General features: G+C 69.5%; 9 protein-coding genes. 7 read left to right on the forward strand and 2 right to left on the reverse strand.

Features of this window, described 5'->3' with window-relative positions; all coding sequences use genetic code 11:
- Window positions 1-12 precede the first annotated feature (12 nt).
- Window positions 13-951 carry an ROK family protein gene (locus tag EV671_RS23425; RefSeq protein ID WP_132576338.1) on the reverse strand — a complete coding sequence of 313 codons (939 nt, stop codon included), beginning with the start codon at window positions 949-951 and terminating at the stop codon, window positions 13-15.
- On the reverse strand, window positions 941-2116 hold the full coding sequence (locus tag EV671_RS23430) for an SIS domain-containing protein (protein ID WP_132576339.1): 1176 nt from the start codon (window positions 2114-2116) through the stop codon (window positions 941-943). Before EV671_RS23430 ends, EV671_RS23425 begins: the two co-directional genes overlap by 11 nt.
- 429 nt (window positions 2117-2545) lie before the next feature.
- On the opposite strand from EV671_RS23430, the gene EV671_RS23435 reads away from it, so the two are divergent.
- From EV671_RS23435 to EV671_RS23465, 7 genes are all read left to right on the forward strand, one after another.
- Complete coding sequence (locus tag EV671_RS23435) at window positions 2546-5980, forward strand: TIM-barrel domain-containing protein (RefSeq protein ID WP_132576340.1); 3435 nt, start codon at window positions 2546-2548, stop codon at window positions 5978-5980.
- Between the two features lie 31 nt (window positions 5981-6011).
- A complete protein-coding gene (locus EV671_RS23440) occupies window positions 6012-8981 on the forward strand; it encodes a TonB-dependent receptor plug domain-containing protein (protein ID WP_132576341.1) in 2970 nt (989 codons plus the stop codon).
- Entirely contained in the window at window positions 8981-10339 is a 1359-nt protein-coding gene (locus EV671_RS23445) for a Gfo/Idh/MocA family protein (RefSeq protein WP_207911232.1), read from the forward strand. The genes EV671_RS23440 and EV671_RS23445 overlap by 1 nt, the downstream gene beginning before the upstream one ends.
- A gap of 103 nt (window positions 10340-10442) precedes the next feature.
- Window positions 10443-12122, forward strand: coding sequence for a DUF3472 domain-containing protein (locus EV671_RS23450; RefSeq protein WP_132576342.1), 1680 nt, complete (start codon window positions 10443-10445; stop codon window positions 12120-12122).
- 36 nt (window positions 12123-12158) lie between these two features.
- Complete coding sequence (locus EV671_RS23455; protein WP_132576343.1) at window positions 12159-13331, forward strand: purple acid phosphatase family protein; 1173 nt, start codon at window positions 12159-12161, stop codon at window positions 13329-13331.
- On the forward strand, window positions 13328-15178 hold the full coding sequence (locus tag EV671_RS23460; protein ID WP_132576344.1) for a glycoside hydrolase family 35 protein: 1851 nt from the start codon (window positions 13328-13330) through the stop codon (window positions 15176-15178). The genes EV671_RS23455 and EV671_RS23460 overlap by 4 nt, the downstream gene beginning before the upstream one ends.
- Window positions 15179-15306: 128 nt before the next feature.
- Entirely contained in the window at window positions 15307-15540 is a 234-nt protein-coding gene (locus EV671_RS23465) for a hypothetical protein (RefSeq protein ID WP_132576345.1), read from the forward strand.
- The last annotated feature ends 503 nt before the right edge of the window (window positions 15541-16043 follow it).

The following is a 16043-nucleotide window of genomic DNA, read 5'->3' on the forward strand; positions in this document are numbered from 1 at the left end:
GGCTTGAAACTCTCAGCCGGCGCTGCGCTGGCGGGCCAGCAGTGCGGCGCCGCGTGCGCCGCCGGCATCGCCGAAGCGCGGCGGCAGGATGGGCGGCACGCGCACGCCGCGGAAGAGGTGGCGGGCCATCGCGGCGGGCAGCTCGTCGTAGAGCCGCTGCAGCTTGGACAGGCCGCCGCCCAGCACGATGGCATGCGGGTCCAGTGCCAGCACCAGGCCGGCCAGGCCCTGGGCCAGCAGCTCGAGATGGATGGCCAGGGCCTCGGCCGCGGCCTCGTCGCCCTGAGCGGCGAGAGCATGCACGGCGGCGGCGTCGGACGCCGCTTCGGGCGCTGTGCTGCGCAGCCGGTACAGCGTGGCCAGGCCGGTGCCCGAGACATAGCGCTCCAGGCAGCCGCGCAGGCCACAGGGGCAGTCCAGCAGCGGCAGGTCGTGATGCAGCAGCAGGGCCGCCGGCACCGGCCAGTGGCCCCATTCGCCGGCCAGGCCGTTGTAGCCGGCCACGAGCCGGCCGCCCACGCAATAGCCGCCGCCCGCGCCGGTGCCGAGGATGGCACCGAACATGCTGGGCAGGCCGTCCGCCGCGCCACCCTGGGCCTCGGACAGCGCGAAGCACTGGCAGTCATTGCCCATGTGCACGGGCCGGCCGAGCGCGGCCTCCAGCGCGGGCGCGACGCGCCGGCCGTTCAGCGCCGGCACATTGGAGCTGAGCTGGCAGCCGCTGGCCGCGTCGACGATGCCGGGCATGCCCAGCCCGATCGCTGTCGCGGCGCCACCGAGCTGAAGCTCTGCGGCGCGCACCAGGGCGGCGACCTGCGCGACGAAATCGTCGAAGTCGGCCGCCGACGTCGCGATGCGTTGGCGGTGCACGACGGCGAGGGTGGCGTCGCAGGCGGCCAGTTCGATCTTGGTGCCGCCGACGTCGAGGCCGAAATAGAGATCAGCCGTCATGACTGTGGATGGTCACGCCCTGCACGACGCGGTTGACGCGGCCGTCGGGGAAGGGGTTGTCGGGCGTCAGGCCCAGCGCAAGCGACTTGTTCAGCGCCAGCAGCTGCGGCGCGATCAGCCACAGCGGCGTCAGCCAGGCGTCGTCCAGGCCCTCGTCCTGCGGCAGCGGCGGGATGGGCAGGCAGGCGGGCAGTTGCTCGGCCGCGTCCTCGGGGCCCAGCGTCAGCACGGCGGCGGCGATGCCGTCGCTGCGCAGCTCCTGCACCAGGTCGCACTCGTAGCGCCGCGCCACCGGGCCGCGGCTGCGCAGCACCAGCACGAGGCTGTGTTCGTCCAGCATGGACTTGGGGCCATGGCGAAAGCCCAGCGGCGTGTTGGCCACCGCCATCACGCGGCCGCTGGTCAGCTCCAGCACCTTCAGTGCGGCCTCCCTGGCCAGCGCCTCCTGGGCGCCGCTGCCGAGATAGACGATGCGCTGCACCTCGCGCCGGGCCAGCGCCTGCATGGGCGCGGCCCAGTCGCGCAGCGCGGCGTCGGCCAGATCGGCCAGGCTGCGGATGCGCGCGAGGCGTTCGGGCCAGCTGCCGGCGCCCAACGTGGCCAGCGCGGCCAGCAGCATGGTCGTGAGGCTGCTCGTCATCGCGAAGCCGCGGTCGCAGCTGCCCTCGGGCATCAGCAGGTTGAGCGTGTCGGCACGGCCGGTGCTGCCGCTGAGCAGTTCGCCCTCGGCATTGCAGGTGATGTTCAGGAAGCGCGGCTGGGCCACGCTGGCGCGCAGCAGCTCGACGGTGGCCAGGCTCTCGGGGCTGTTGCCGCTGCGCGCGAAGGACACCAGCAGCGTCGGCTGCGCGCGCTTCAGATAGAGCTCGGGGTGGGTCAGCAGGCTGGTGCTGGCCACGGCGCGCACCTCGGCGGGCCAGGCGGCGTTGAGCGTGTCGGCCGCCATCTCGCCGATATAGGCCGAGCTGCCGGCGCCGGTCAGGATGACGCGGTGGCCCGGCTGGCGCAGCCAGTCGCCGAGAAAGGCGTCGATGCGGCTGCGCTGTTCTTCGAGGGCCGTTGCCAGCGCCCGCCAGATGGCCGGCTGGTGCGCGATCTCCTCGGCCGTGTGCAGGCCGCCTTGGCGTTGCCAGTCGTTGTGCTCGCGTTGCAGAAGTGAAGTCATTGCCAATCTCAAGTGCCGGGAGACGATATCGCCGTGCTTTCGAATTGTCAAACAAAGAAAGAAAAGAAAAGATAAAACGAAAGATATGAGGCCGAATATCTTGCTGAATCGACGGGAAATTCGAGCAGGATTGCGGGCGAACTGGCGTCGAACTGGACGGGTAAGGTCAGGCAGCTCGTGAGGCGCTCGCCGGCCGGAGCAGTCGTCGCCATCGCTTGAGGCGTTGCTTTTTCCCAGCAAATGCAAAGAGATTCTGCCGATCCTGCTGCCTATCGAAAGTTTCAGAACTTTTTCTCATCATGGATTTCCCGTAACTGGAGGCTTAACTTTCGATTTGAAGTTTCGATTCGTTGACTTCTTTCGATGCGATTTCTAGAGTTTGCGCATTGATTCGAAACAACCGCCTCGGGCGGTGCGCAAGGGCAACGAATGAAAGCAGTGGTGCGGGCAGGGCGAGACAAGGGCAGGGCGGGCAGCGGGCGTGCATTCGTGGCCCTGCTGGCGGGCGGCCTGCTGGCGGCGCTGGCGCCGGCCGTGCTGGCCGCACCGGTGGGCCGGCTGGTCTCGTTGCGGCCTCTGGATGCGAGCGGTGCGGCACATGGCGCGGGCGAGGACGGCGCCGCCACCGCCTTCGAATTGCGCACCGATGCCGGCGTGCTGCTGCGCGTCAGCCTGCTGCGGGCCGACCTGATCCATGTGCAGGCCGGCGCCAAGGGCCAGCTCACGCCGGCCGGCGACAAGGCCGCGCCCATCGTGCTGCCGCGCCGCTGGGCCGCCGTGGAGCACCGTGTCGTCGAGCAGGTGGACCGCGTCGAGATCCAGACTGCGGCCCTCACGCTACGCATCCACCGCAAGCCGCTGCGCCTGGAACTGCTGCGCGCGGGCGAAGCCGAACCGCTGTGGCGCGAACTGCAGCCGCTGGACCTGGCCGAGAAGCGCGCTGTGCAGACCCTGTCCAGCACTACGGCTGAGCGCTTCTACGGCGGCGGCCAGCAGAACGGCCGCTTCGAGTTCAAGGGCCACCAGCTCGACATCTCCTACTCCGGCGGCTGGGAGGACGGCGACCGGCCCAGTCCGGCGCCCTTCCTGATGAGTTCGCGCGGCTGGGGCGTGCTGCGCAACACCTGGAGCGACGGCAGCTACGACCTGCGGCTGGACGAGCAGGCCAGCCTGGAGCATGCCGAGGGGCGCTTCGACGCCTACTACTTCGTCGGCTCGGGGCTGCACGACGTGCTGGCCGCCTACACGGAGCTGACCGGCCGCGCCAAGCTGCTGCCGCGCTGGGCGCTGGAATATGGCGACGCCGATTGCTACAACGACGGCGACAACGCGAAGAAGCCCGGCACCGTGCCCAAGGGCTGGAGCGACGGCCCCACGGGCAAGACGCCGGACGTCGTCGACAGCGTCGCGAAGCAATATCGCGAGCACGACATGCCCGGCGGCTGGGTCCTGCCCAACGACGGCTATGGCTGTGGCTACACCGACCTGCCCAAGGTCGTGCAGGGCCTGGCCCAGTACGGCTTCAAGACCGGGCTGTGGACCGAGAACGGCGTCGACAAGATCAAGTGGGAGGTCGGCACGGCCGGCACGCGCGCGCAGAAGCTCGACGTGGCCTGGACGGGCAAGGGCTACCAGTTCTCGCTGGACGCGAACAAGGCCGCCTACGACGGCATCCTGGACAACTCCGACGCGCGACCCTTCCTGTGGACGGTGATGGGCTGGGCCGGCACGCAGCGCTATGCGGTGACCTGGACCGGCGACCAGTCGGCCAGCTGGGACTACATCCGCTGGCACATCCCGACGCTGATCGGCTCGGGCCTGTCGGGCCAGGCCTATGCCAGCGGCGACGTGGACGCCATCTTCGGCGGCAGCCCCGAGACCTTCACGCGCGACCTGCAGTGGAAGAGCTTCACGCCGGTGCTGATGGGCATGTCCGGCTGGGCCGAGGCCGAGCGCAAGCACCCCTGGTGGTTCGGCGAGCCCTACCGTTCCATCAACCGCAAATACCTGAAGCTCAAGCTCCGCCTGACGCCGCTGATGTACACGTTGGCCCGCGAGGCCGAGCAGACCGGTGCGCCGCTGGTGCGCGGCCTGATGTGGGACCACGCCAGCGACCCGCAGGCCGGCAGCGAGGCGTTCAAGCACCAGTTCCTGCTCGGGCCCGACGTGCTCGTCGCGCCGGTGTTCCGCAGCCAGGCGGCCAGCCAGGGCTGGCGCAAGGGCATCCACCTGCCGCAGGGAAGGTGGCTGGACTACTGGGACGGCCGCCAGCTGAGCGCCGGCCCGGCCGGGTGCGACCTCGACCTGGCCGTCACGCTCGACAAGCTCCCCGTCTTCGTCCGTGCCGGCGCCATCCTGCCGATGTACCCCGAAGTGCTGTTCGACGGCCAGAAGCCCAAGGACAGGCTGACGCTGGATCTTTACCCCGATGCCAGCCGCCCCTCCGAGTTCAATCTCTACGAGGACGATGGCCTGACGCGCCGCTACCAGGGCGGCGCCTTCAGCACCCAGCGCCTCGCGATGCGCCTGGACGGCGACGCGCTGCAGGTGACGCTGGAGCCGGTCAAGGGCAGCTACGACGGCCAGGAGGCGGCCCGGGCCTATTCGCTGCGCGTGGCCAGCCGGCAGGCGCCTTCGAGCGTCGAACTCGATGGCAAGACCTTGCCGCAGGTCGCCGACCTCGATGCGGTGGAAGAGGGCTGGCGCTTCGACGCCGCCGACCGTCGTGGCAGCATCCATGTGAAGACGGGCAGGCGCGACATCCGCGCGCCGCTGGCCTTCCTGCTGCGCGGCGTGCAGGCCGCGCCCGCCGCGGACGACGACTTCCCCGCCGCGCCCGCCACCGGTCGCGCCGTACCCGCCGACAGCCTCAGCGTCGTGAACCGCCCGGCCGAGGAGCCTGGCCACCCGCTCGAGAACGCTTTCGACGACAAGCCCCAGACCTGGTTCCGCACGACCCGCAACCAGGCCCTGCGCAGCGGCCCGCACGAATGGGTGCTGGGCCTGGGCGAGCGCCGCCTGATCGACGGCATCGAACTCGCGCCGCGCAACGACAAGAACTGGAAATACGGCCAGGTGCGCGACTACGAGGTCTATCTGGCCGACAACAACGGCGACTGGGGCGAGCCCGTCGCACGCGGCCGGCTGCAGCTGCAGCAGGGGCCGCAGCAGATCGCCTTCCGCGCCACGGCCGGCCGGCTGCTGCGCTTCCGCGTGCTGTCGGTGCAGAACCCTGAAGGCGATGCTGCTTCGGGCGCCGACCCGATGGTGACGGCGGCGGCGGACGCGCCGGCCAAGGCCTTCAATGCCTTCGTGCCGGCCGATGTCGGCCCGATCACGCTGTCCAGCTTCAAGGTGCTGGAGGCCCGCGCGAGCGAGGGCCGGCCGCTGCAGCGAGCGCTGTCGGATCTGGCCCTGCCTGCCGGCACCGCCAGGGACAAGCCCGCGAGCGGCGCCTCGGCCATGCGCATGAACGGCCTGCTGTTCCGCAAGGGGCTGGGGATGAAGCCGGGCCAGCAGCTGCAGCTGCAGCTCGCCGGCCACTGGCAGACCTTCCGCGCCGACCTGGGCGTGGACGACAGCTGCCGAAACGGCAACGAGGCCGGCGGCCTGCATTTCCAGGTCTGGGGCGACGGCCGCCTGCTCTACGACAGCGGCGTCGTGCAGGCGCCGGCCGTCGTCAAGCCCGAGCTGGACGTGCGCGGCCTGCGCCAGCTCTCGCTGCGCACGCTGGGCGCGCGGGGCAGGCAGCCGCAGGGTGTTTGCGGCAACTGGGCCAACGCCCTGTTGCTGGGGCAGGAAGGGGACGAGGTGCAGATCGCACCCGCCCCGCAGAAGAGCAAGCGTGCGGCGCAACCGCGCTGAACCGCAATCCGCGAAACCACGAGGAGAACCCATGAAACCGACGAAGCTGATGGCCGTGCTGATGAGCGCCGGCCTGTGCACCCCGCTGCTGGCCGCCGAGGACGACGCCGCGCCGCAGAAGATCGAGCGCGTGGAAGTGACCGGCTCGAGCATCAAGCGCATCAACGCCGAGACCGCCTCGCCCGTGCAGGTCATCACGGCCAAGGAGATCGAGAACATGGGCGCGCGCACGCTGCTGCAGGTGCTGGACAACCTGCCCGCGGCGCGGCCCGCAGAGCAGCAGGACTTCCGCTCCATGTTCACCGGCTCCGACGGCGCCTCCTCGGCCAATCTGCGCGGCCTCGGCGCCCAGGGCACGCTGATCCTGCTGAACGGCCGGCGCCTGTCCTACTACGGCGGGGTCATGGGATTCCAGACGATGTTCGTCAACATCGACGCCATCCCTGCCGCCGCCATCGAGCGCATGGAGGTGCTGACCGATGGCGCCTCGGCGGTCTACGGCTCCGACGCGGTCGCCGGCGTCATCAACGTCATCACGAAGAAGAGCTACCAGGGCCTGGAGGTGCATGCCAGCACCGACTGGTCGTCCAACGTCAAGGCCTACGGCGAGCACCAGGGCAGTGTGCTCTACGGCAAGGGCGACCTCGAGCGCGACGGCTACAGCCTCTACGGCTCCCTCAACTACTACAAGCGTGACCGCATCGCGCTGGCCGACACCTATGACAAGCGGCCCGACCAGTTCTACGTCAACAACCCGAACTTCATCAAGAACTTCCGCATCGGCGTCGGCAGCGAGCCGGGCGTGATGAACCCGGGCACGCTGTTCGTCATCGACAAGGCCAACAACAACGCGATCACGCGCCGCGCCGTGGCCGGCTGCCCGACCGCCATCCCGACCTCCGGCGGCACCAGCTGCGTCTGGGACACGCTGCCCTACCAGCTCGACACCGGCCCCAGCTCCGAGCGCACCACCGGCTACCTGAACGGCCGCCTGAAGCTGGCCGGCGACTGGGAAGGCTTTGCAGAAGGCGCCTATACCCACATCGACATGCGCGGCAGCAACGGTCCGCGCAGCTTCAGTTCCACGACGGGCAACCCGTCGAGCTGGTATTCGCGCAACACCGGCACGACGCTGAACACCTTCAAGATCCCCTTCCTCGGCCCCAACAACGTCTATGTGAAGGCCCACCTCGACCCCGACATGGCGGCCAAGATGGGCGGTGCGGCCGGTCTGAGCTATCTGCTGCAGGACGCCACCAACTACTTCGGCCAGCACAACACCGACGACAACTACCGGGCCCTGGCCGGCGTGCGCGGCACCATCTTCGGCGACTGGGATTTCGAGACCGCGCTCAGCGTGGCCGGCAGCCATTCGGTGACCTACCAGACCATCAACGTCAACACCAAGGGCTTCGAGAAGGTCTTCGGCCCGTTCACGACCGACCCGGTCACCGGCCGCACCTATATCGCCGACAACCCGGCCTACCAGTTCGGCGTCATCAGCGACGCCAATGCCGCGCTGATCCGCGAGGCCTACCCGACCTTCGACATCCAGTCCTGGACCCAGCTCATCACCTGGGATGCCAAGGTGGAGGGCACCATCGGCCACCTGCCTGCCGGCGAGGTGCGCGCCGCCTTCGGCGCCAACCTGATGCGCGAGAGCTTCTACACGCCGGGCAATGCCGACGCCGCCAACGGCCTCATCACCCAGCAGGGCGGCTCCTGGTTCGACGGCAAGCGCACCGTGGGCGCCGTGTTCGGCGAAACCATCGTGCCGATCACGAAGAGCCTGGAGGTGGACGCCGCGGCGCGTCTGGACAAATACCCCAACTTCAAGGCCAACCTGGCGCCCAAGATCGGCGTGAAGTGGCGCGCCGCACCGGAGCTGCTGCTGCGCGGCACCTATTCCGAGGGCTTCCGCGCCCCCAACCTCGCCGAATCCGGGAAGGGCGGCATCTATGCCCAGTTCGGTGGCCTGCAGGATGGCTTGCGTTGCGACGAGACCAACGCCATCGCCGCACTGCTGAAAAAGTCGGCGAACCCGACCGACGTCGATCTCGGCAAGAACCTGACCAATGCGGACTGCAGCCGCACCGTCGGCGGCCTGACGCCACCCAACCCCAACCTCAAGCCCGAGACGGCCAAGATCTCCACCATCGGCATGGTCTTCGAGCCCTGGAAGGACGTGAGCCTGTCGCTGGACTACTGGTTCGTCTATCGCCGCAACGAGATCATTCACCAGGACCCGAGCGAGCGCCTGCGCCAGCTGGTGGCCAAGTACGGCCCGGCGCTGAACGGCACCACCGATGCGGTGCGCTTCCCCATCTCCGACGGCGACCGCGCCAACCTCGCGGCGCTGGCCGCGATGTGCGCCAACCCGGCCAATGCGGGCGTCTGCCCCGCCGCGCTGCCGGGCTACTCGGTGGGCAACCTGGCCGGCCTGACGACCAGCTACCTGAACCGCGGGCGCACCCTGGTCGACGGCTTCGACATCGACGCCCGCACCAAGCATTCGCTGGGCAGCTGGGGCAAGCTGGCCCTGGGCGCGGCCGTGTCCATCCGCATGCGCGAGATCTACAACTACGAGGACGGCACCGGCTTCTCGAACAACTACGTCGGCTTCTACGGCTCGCCGCGCCTGCGCACGACGCTGAACGCCGACTGGAGCCACGGCGACTGGGTGACCAGCCTGTTCGTGAACTACACCGGCAAGACCAAGTGGGCCTACGACAGCAACGACGAGGCGAACAACAACCCGACGACCTGCACGGCCGCCGACGTGGCCATGCCGGCCGGCCTGTGCAACGGCGCGCCGGCCCATTACACGGTCAACCTCGGCTTCAACTGGAAGCCGATGAAGAATCTCGACCTGGGCCTGAACATCAAGAACCTGTTCAACCGCATGCCCTACTACGACCCGAACGGCTGGGAAGGCTATGACCACAGCCTGAACCTGTTCGGCCGCAGCTACAGCCTGTCCGCAAGCTACAAGTTCTGGTGATGACGATGCAGCGTCGAGATTTCCTTCGCAACGGCTCGGCGGCAGCGCTGGCCGCCACCGCCCTCCAGGGCGCAAAGGCGGCCGCCCGGCCGCGGCTGCGCCTCGGCCTGATCGGCACGGGCCTGCGCGGCCAGAACCATCTGGAGCTGCTGCTGCACCGCGACGACGTCGACCTCGTCGCGCTCTGCGACATCGAGCCCGAGATGCTCAAGGCAGCGCTGGCCCAGGTCGACAAGGCCGGCAAGCCGCGGCCGCAGGTGTTTGGCGAGAACGGCGACGCGCAGGCCTGGCGCAGGCTGCTGGAGCTCAAGGGCCTGGACGGCGTCGTCATCGCGACGCCCTGGGAGTGGCATGCGCCCATGTCCATCGCCGCGATGCAGGCCAAGGTGGCGGTGGGCTGCGAGGTCGTCGCCGGCATCACGCTGCAGGACCACTGGGACGTGCTGCGCACCCAGCTCGGCACGGGCACGCCCTATATGCTGCTGGAGAACGTCTGCTACCGCCGCGACGTGCTGGCCGTGCTGCAGATGGTGCGCGCCGGCCTGTTCGGTGAGCTCGTGCATCTGCAGGGCGGCTACCAGCATGACCTGCGCGCCGTGAAGTTCAACGGCGGCGACCCGGCCCGGCCCTATGGCGGTGGTGCGGAGTTCGGCGCCAAGGGCTGGAGCGAGGCGCGCTGGCGCACCGAGCACTCGGTGCGGCGCAACGGCGACCTCTACCCCAGCCACGGCATCGGCCCCTGCGCGATGCTCGTCAACATCCACCGCGGCAACCGCTTTACGCGCATCAACAGCTTTGCGAGCAAGGCGCGCGGCCTGCACGAGTATGTGGAGGCCCAGGGCGGCAGGCAGCACCCGAACGCGGCCGTGAAGTTCAGCCTCGGCGACGTCGTCACGACGACGCTGGCCTGCGAGAACGGCGAGACCATCCTGCTGCAGCACGACACCTCGCTGCCGCGGCCCTATTCGCTGGGCTTTCGGGTGCAGGGCAGCAAGGGCCTGTGGATGGACGTCAACCACTCGGTCCACGTCGAGGGCGTCAGCCCGCCGCACCAGTGGGAGCCCTTCGAGAAGTATGGCCAGAAGTTCGACCACCCGCTGTGGAAGAAGTACGCCGCGGCGGCCGAGGGCGCGGGCCATGGCGGCATGGACTTCTTCGTCATCCACGCTTTCGTCGAGGCGCTGAAGGCCGACGCGCCCATGCCCATCGACATCTACGACGCGGTGGCCTGGAGCGCCATCACGCCGCTGTCGGAGCAGTCCATCGCCGAGGGCAACCAGACGCTGCCCTTCCCGGACTTCACCGACGGCCAGTGGAAGACGCGCAAGCCCATCTTCGCGTTCGACGACCGCTACTGATCCCCGTCCGTTCCAGCTTTTCGGCCCCTTTGCCGGGGCCGTGGCCGGTTGTTGCCCGCGCATCAGGCGGGCGTGTTCCCGACCCCTCGAAGGAGTGAGTGCCATGAAGATCCTGAATGCTATGGCCCGTGCCTCTGCGCTGGCTGCTTTCCTGCTCGGTTGCGGCGCCAGCGAGGCCGCGCAACCCGAGACCGCGGCCGCGCCGCCTCAGCACAACACCTGCCCGGCCGGCGCCGTGCTGACCGCCCTGACGCCCGATGCAGGCTATGCACGCGACGGCTCGGTGTTCTCGGCGACGCTCTACGACCCGGGCATCGAATCCGGCAACACGACGCACCAGCCGCGCAAGCTCAAGGTGCGCGTCACGCTGAACGGCCGGCCGGTGCAGGGCTGCGTCGTGAGCTGGCAGCCGCACGAGTCCGGCAACCCGGACAAGGACAAGAACGGCTGGGTCTTCCCCGACGCGCCGGCGACCGATTTCAACGGCATCGCCAGCGCCTGGTGGACGGCCGGCAGCGCCAACCGCCAGACGCTGGACGTGGCCCTGCGCCGCGCGGATGGCAGCCGCGCCGCCGTCGAGATCAGGGGTCAGTCGCGCGACCATGTCACGCGGGCCAACTCCATCCATGTGAGCTGGAACACGCCGGCCTGGCAGAAGTTCAGCGCCGAGGTCACGCCCCACAGCTGGCCCGGCACGACCTACTACGAGGTCATCGGCTTCAACGGCGGCTACGGCGGCATCCAGAGCCAGCAGCTGCTGTTCTCGCTGTGGGACGTGAACGGCGTCAGCCCCGTCGTCGTCGACCCTGGCATCTCCAACTGCACGAACTTCGGCGGCGAGGGCACCGGCATCAAGTGCGAGGCGGCCTACCAGCCCCAGGTCGGCGCGACCTACCGCTTCGAGCTGGAAGTGGCCGCCACGGCCGACGGCCGGCAGGACTACAGCATGTTCTTCACCGACCCCCGCGACGGCCAGCGCAAGAAGCTCGGCACGCTGCGCCTGCCCAAGGTGCTGGCGCAGTCCGGCGCCTATGGCTTCGTCGAGGACTGGTCCGACACGGCGAAGTCCTGCCTCGACAACCCGGTGCGCGCCGCCACCTATGGCCGCGTGCGCTACCAGGGCACGGACGGCAACTGGGTGGCCGTGAAGAAGGCGCTCGGCGATGCGGTCTACACGCCCGACCACAATGAGGTCTGCGCGAACTACCGCTTCGACTATGTGGACGACGGACGCTTTCGCCTCAGCACCGGCGGCCATGCCGTGGGCCATCCGTTGAACCTGCCCGGCGTGCCGCGCACGGTGCCCATGCCCTATGAGACGCCCGTCGCGCCGCCGCCGCTGGTGCCCGGCCTGAACGTCGTCGGCAGCCAGGGCGCCATCGGCTCGGCGCTGGACGTGCCGGCCGGCTCGACGACGCCCGGCACCCTGCTGGAGATCTATCCGACCCATGGCGGCGCGTCCCAGCAATGGACCGTGGCCGAGACCGCCACTGGCAGCGGCCTCTACACCCTCGTCAACCCGCACAGCGGCCTGGCGCTGGGCGTGGCCGGCGGTGCGACTGCGCCGGGATCGCGCGTCGACATCGAGCCGGTGAACGGCAGCGCCGCGCAGCAGTGGCGCATCGTGCCGGTGCGCGCGGGCGTCTACGCCCTCGTCCACGTCGTCAGCGGCCTCGTGCTGGACACGCAGGGCGGTGCCATCGGCGCGCTGACACCCGTCATCATCGCGACGCCCGAGAGCAGCCCCACGCAGGAGTGGAGCTTCGCGCATCTGGGGTCCTGAGTGGAGCGGTCTTTCTGCCGCCGGCTTCGACGGGTCTTGTTTGCCTTCTGTGCCGGCCTGTCGCTGTCGATCATGCCGGCGGCGGTTCGGGCCCAGGCGGAGCCGTACAAGACCTTCGATACCCGGCCCGTCATCACCGAGGGGCCCTATCTGGTTGCCCTGTCCGACAACGCGGTGTCGGTCGTGTGGATGACCGATGCCCCCAGCCACGCCAAGGTGCGCCTGAGCAATGGTGCCGAGGTGCGCGAGATCGAACCGCAGGTCGACGGCCTGGTGCCGGTCGGCTTGCGGCATGTCGTGACCCTCACGGGGCTGGCTCCGGGAACGCGCTACGCCTATGAGGCCATCGCCACCCGGGTGGTGAAGCTCAAGCCCTATTGGCCGGACAAGGGCTTGAGCACCAGCAGCCCGGTGGCGGCCTTCACGACCTTCAGCGCGAGCCAGCCGCGGGCCTCATTCAGCGTTGTCACGGACACCCATGAGGACACCGCAAGGATAGGCCGCCTGCTGAAGCTGGTGGACTGGGTGGGTACCGATGCCTTGGTCCATCTGGGCGACGCCTTCAACTGGGTCGATTCGGAGGAGCAGATCTTCGGCAAATGGCTGCGGCCCACCATCGCCGCCATGGGCCCGGGCCGGCCCCTGCTGTATGCGCGCGGCAATCATGAATTGCGTGGCGCCTTCGCGCGCCAGCTCTCGGGCTATGTGCCGACACCCGAGGGGAGCTTCTACTACTCGCGGGCCATCGGCCCGGTCCATCTGCTGGTGCTCGATACCGCCGAGGACAAGCCCGACGACACCAACGTCTACGCCCAGCTGAACCGCACCCAGCCCTACCGCGAAGCCGAGCTGGCATGGCTGCGGACCCAGGTCGGCAGCGACCCGCACTTTGCCCATGCGCCGTTCCGGGTGGTGGCAATGCACCAGGGCGACTGGGGCGCGCTGCCGGACCGGGGCGCGGCCTGGACGGCACTGGCCAACCATGCTGGCATCGACCTGGTCCTGGCCGGCCATCAGCATGTGTTCTCCTACGAGCCGCCCGACAAGGTGCATGGCTACCACCAACTGACGCTGGGGCAGGATCAGCTGGCGCATGTCGATGCCACCGAACGCCTGTTGACCGTCAGCGTGATCACGGACCAGGGCGCGCCGGTGTACACGCTGAAGATTCCTGCCTCTCACCCATCCTCACCGGAGTCCTTGCCTTGAGATTGCCGACAACCCTGCAGGCCGGTCTACTGCTCGCCCTCACCTTGGCGACCGCGGCCGCGCCGGCCGCGCCCACGCCCCACTTCGCCGTCGACGGCGCGCAGTTCAAGCTGGACGGCAAGCCCTTTGTGATCCGCTCCGGCGAGATGCACTACCCGCGCATCCCGCGCGCCGCCTGGCGCGAGCGGCTGCGCATGGCGCGGGCCATGGGGCTGAACACCGTGACGACCTATGCCTTCTGGTCGCTGCACGAGCCCGAGCCCGGGCAGTGGGACTTCTCCGGCCAGAACGACCTGCGCGCCTTCGTCAAGACGGCGGCGGAGGAGGGGCTGAACGTCGTGCTGAGGCCCGGGCCCTATGTCTGCGCCGAGGTCGATTTCGGCGGCTTCCCGGCCTGGCTGCTGCGCACGCCGGGGCTGCGCGTGCGCTCCATGGACGCCCGCTACCTGGCCGCCACGGCGCGCTACTACAAGCGCCTGGCCCAGGAGGTGGGCGACCTGCAGAGCAGCCGCGGCGGCCCCATCCTGATGCTGCAGCTGGAGAACGAATACGGCTCCTTCGGCCGCGACCACGACTACCTGCGCGCCATGCAGGCGCAGATGCGCGCGGCCGGCCTGGACGCGCCGCTGTTCACGTCCGACGGCGGTGCGGCGCATCTCTTCGACGGCGGCACGCTGCCCGACGTGCCGGCCGTCGTGAACTTCGGCGGCGGCGCCGACGACGCGCGGGAGTCCGTCGAGGCGCTGGCCTCCTGGCGCCCGCAAGGGGTTCGCATGGCCGGCGAATACTGGGCCGGCTGGTTCGACCACTGGGGTGCGGCCCACCACCGCACCACCCCTGAGGACACCGCACGCACGGTGGACTGGATGCTGTCGCACGGCGTCTCGTTCAATCTCTACATGTTCCACGGCGGCACCAGCTTCGGCTGGCTGGCCGGCGCGAACTACTCGGCCACCGTGCCCTACCAGCCCGACACGACCAGCTACGACTACGACGCGGCGCTTGACGAGGCCGGCCGCGTGACGCCCAAGTTCCTGGCGCTGCGCGAGGTCATCGCCAAGCACACGGGCGAGGCGCTGCCGCCGCTGCCCGCGTCACCGCAGCCCCAGGCCCTGCCGCCCTTCACGCTCAAGCCGGCGGGCAGCCTGTTCGCTCGGCTGGACGTGCTCTCCAGGGCCGTGCCTTCGCGCTGGGTGCGGCCGATGGAGGAGTTCGGCCAAAACTACGGCTACATCCTCTACCGCAAGCGCCTGGACGCGCCGGCCAAGGGCCAGCTCGTGCTGGACGACCTGCGCGACCAGGCCATCGTGCTGGCCGGCGGCCGCGTCATCGGCCGGCTGGACCGCCGCTTGGGCGAGAAGGCGCTGGCCGTGGACCTGCCCGCAGGCACGCAACTGGACCTGCTCGTGGAGGCCATGGGCCGTGTCGGCTTCGGCGCGAAGCTGGTCGACGACAACAAGGGCATCACGCGCGCCGTGCGGCTGGACAAGGAGGAGCTGGAAGGCTGGACGGTCTACCCGCTGCCGCTGGACACCGCGGCGCTGCAGCGCCTGCCGACCGGTGCGGGCGGTGACGCAGCGGCGCCCGGCTTCTGGCGCGGCACGCTGCAGCTGGACAAGCCCGCGGACAGCTTCCTCGACACGCGCGGCTGGGGCAAGGGCCAGGTCTGGGTCAACGGCCACCACCTGGGCCGCTTCTGGGCCATCGGCCCGCAGCAGACCCTCTACCTGCCGGCGTCTTGGCTGAAGGCGGGCGCCAACGAGGTGCTGGTGCTGACGACCGAGCCGCCGACGGCGGCCGGGGCGACGATGCAGGGTCTGGCCGATCCGGTCTACGAGACGCACTGACGGCCGGCATCCCCCTTTTGGGGGGCGTCGGGGGATGGATCGCCGCGCCTCCCCCCTCGCTCCCCCCGACGAGCGATCGCCCCCAATCGCCCGGCCGCCGAGACTGCCTCCATCCACCGGAGACCGTCATGAGGCCCACCCGCACCGCCGAACTGATCAGCCGCATGCCCCACTGGTTCATCGATCAGGTACGGGCCGTGGAAGCGCGGGCCCGGGGTCGCCAGGAGGCCTGGGAGGAGGTGCGCCGTTGCAATGATGCGTTGGCGCGCCGTGCCGCGCTTGAGGATCCGCGCGCCATCAAGGTGAACGGCGGCGGCTGGGACGATTGGCCGGATACGGTGGCGGTCTTGAACGCCGAGTGACCGGGCGGCGGTGAAGGCCGGCCAGGAGCCGGCGATGTCGAGGGACGGTTTCCAGGTGGGCTGCCCGTGACGGGGCCGGTCCGCGCCGTTGGCGGCGGCATCAACGCCAACCTCCTGCCTCGCTGGGTCCACGAGGCGGAGATGAAACCGGCGACGCAGATGATCGCCGCGGCAACGGGTGACGGCGCCAAGGCGCCGGACCTGAGACGTTGTTCGTGCCGGTGAAGCTACCGGAGCCGGTGGCGTCAGTTCAGCTTGCCGACATGTACATCGAGCTACGACGCGGCGCGACTTCGGGTGCCGTGAGCTGGTCGTTGGCCTATATCGACTGGGACCGGTCCAGCGCGAAGGTCACCTTTCGGGTATCTCATCTCCTGGGACATCACCCAGCGCACATGGCGCGGCCCGGGCCTCACAAGAAACAGAACTGAGGACGGTCGTTCATGCGACTGCCTCCATCGGATTGATCTGGTAGCCCAGGGCAGCGGCACGGCGCTTGAGGG

It is taken from the genome of Roseateles saccharophilus (assembly GCF_004342485.1).
Classification (GTDB): Bacteria; Pseudomonadota; Gammaproteobacteria; order Burkholderiales; family Burkholderiaceae_C; genus Pelomonas; species Pelomonas saccharophila.

Excerpts from the sequence above, each read along its gene's own strand:
- EV671_RS23425 (WP_132576338.1), bottom strand. The coding sequence starts at position 951 with ATGACGGCTGATCTCTATTTCGGCCTCGACGTCGGCGGCACCAAGATC.
- EV671_RS23430 (WP_132576339.1), bottom strand. The coding sequence starts at position 2,116 with ATGACTTCACTTCTGCAACGCGAGCACAACGACTGGCAACGCCAAGGC.
- EV671_RS23435 (WP_132576340.1), top strand. The coding sequence starts at position 2,546 with ATGAAAGCAGTGGTGCGGGCAGGGCGAGACAAGGGCAGGGCGGGCAGC.
- EV671_RS23440 (WP_132576341.1), top strand. The coding sequence starts at position 6,012 with ATGAAACCGACGAAGCTGATGGCCGTGCTGATGAGCGCCGGCCTGTGC.
- EV671_RS23445 (WP_207911232.1), top strand. The coding sequence starts at position 8,981 with ATGACGATGCAGCGTCGAGATTTCCTTCGCAACGGCTCGGCGGCAGCG.
- EV671_RS23450 (WP_132576342.1), top strand. The coding sequence starts at position 10,443 with ATGAAGATCCTGAATGCTATGGCCCGTGCCTCTGCGCTGGCTGCTTTC.
- EV671_RS23465 (WP_132576345.1), top strand. The coding sequence starts at position 15,307 with ATGAGGCCCACCCGCACCGCCGAACTGATCAGCCGCATGCCCCACTGG.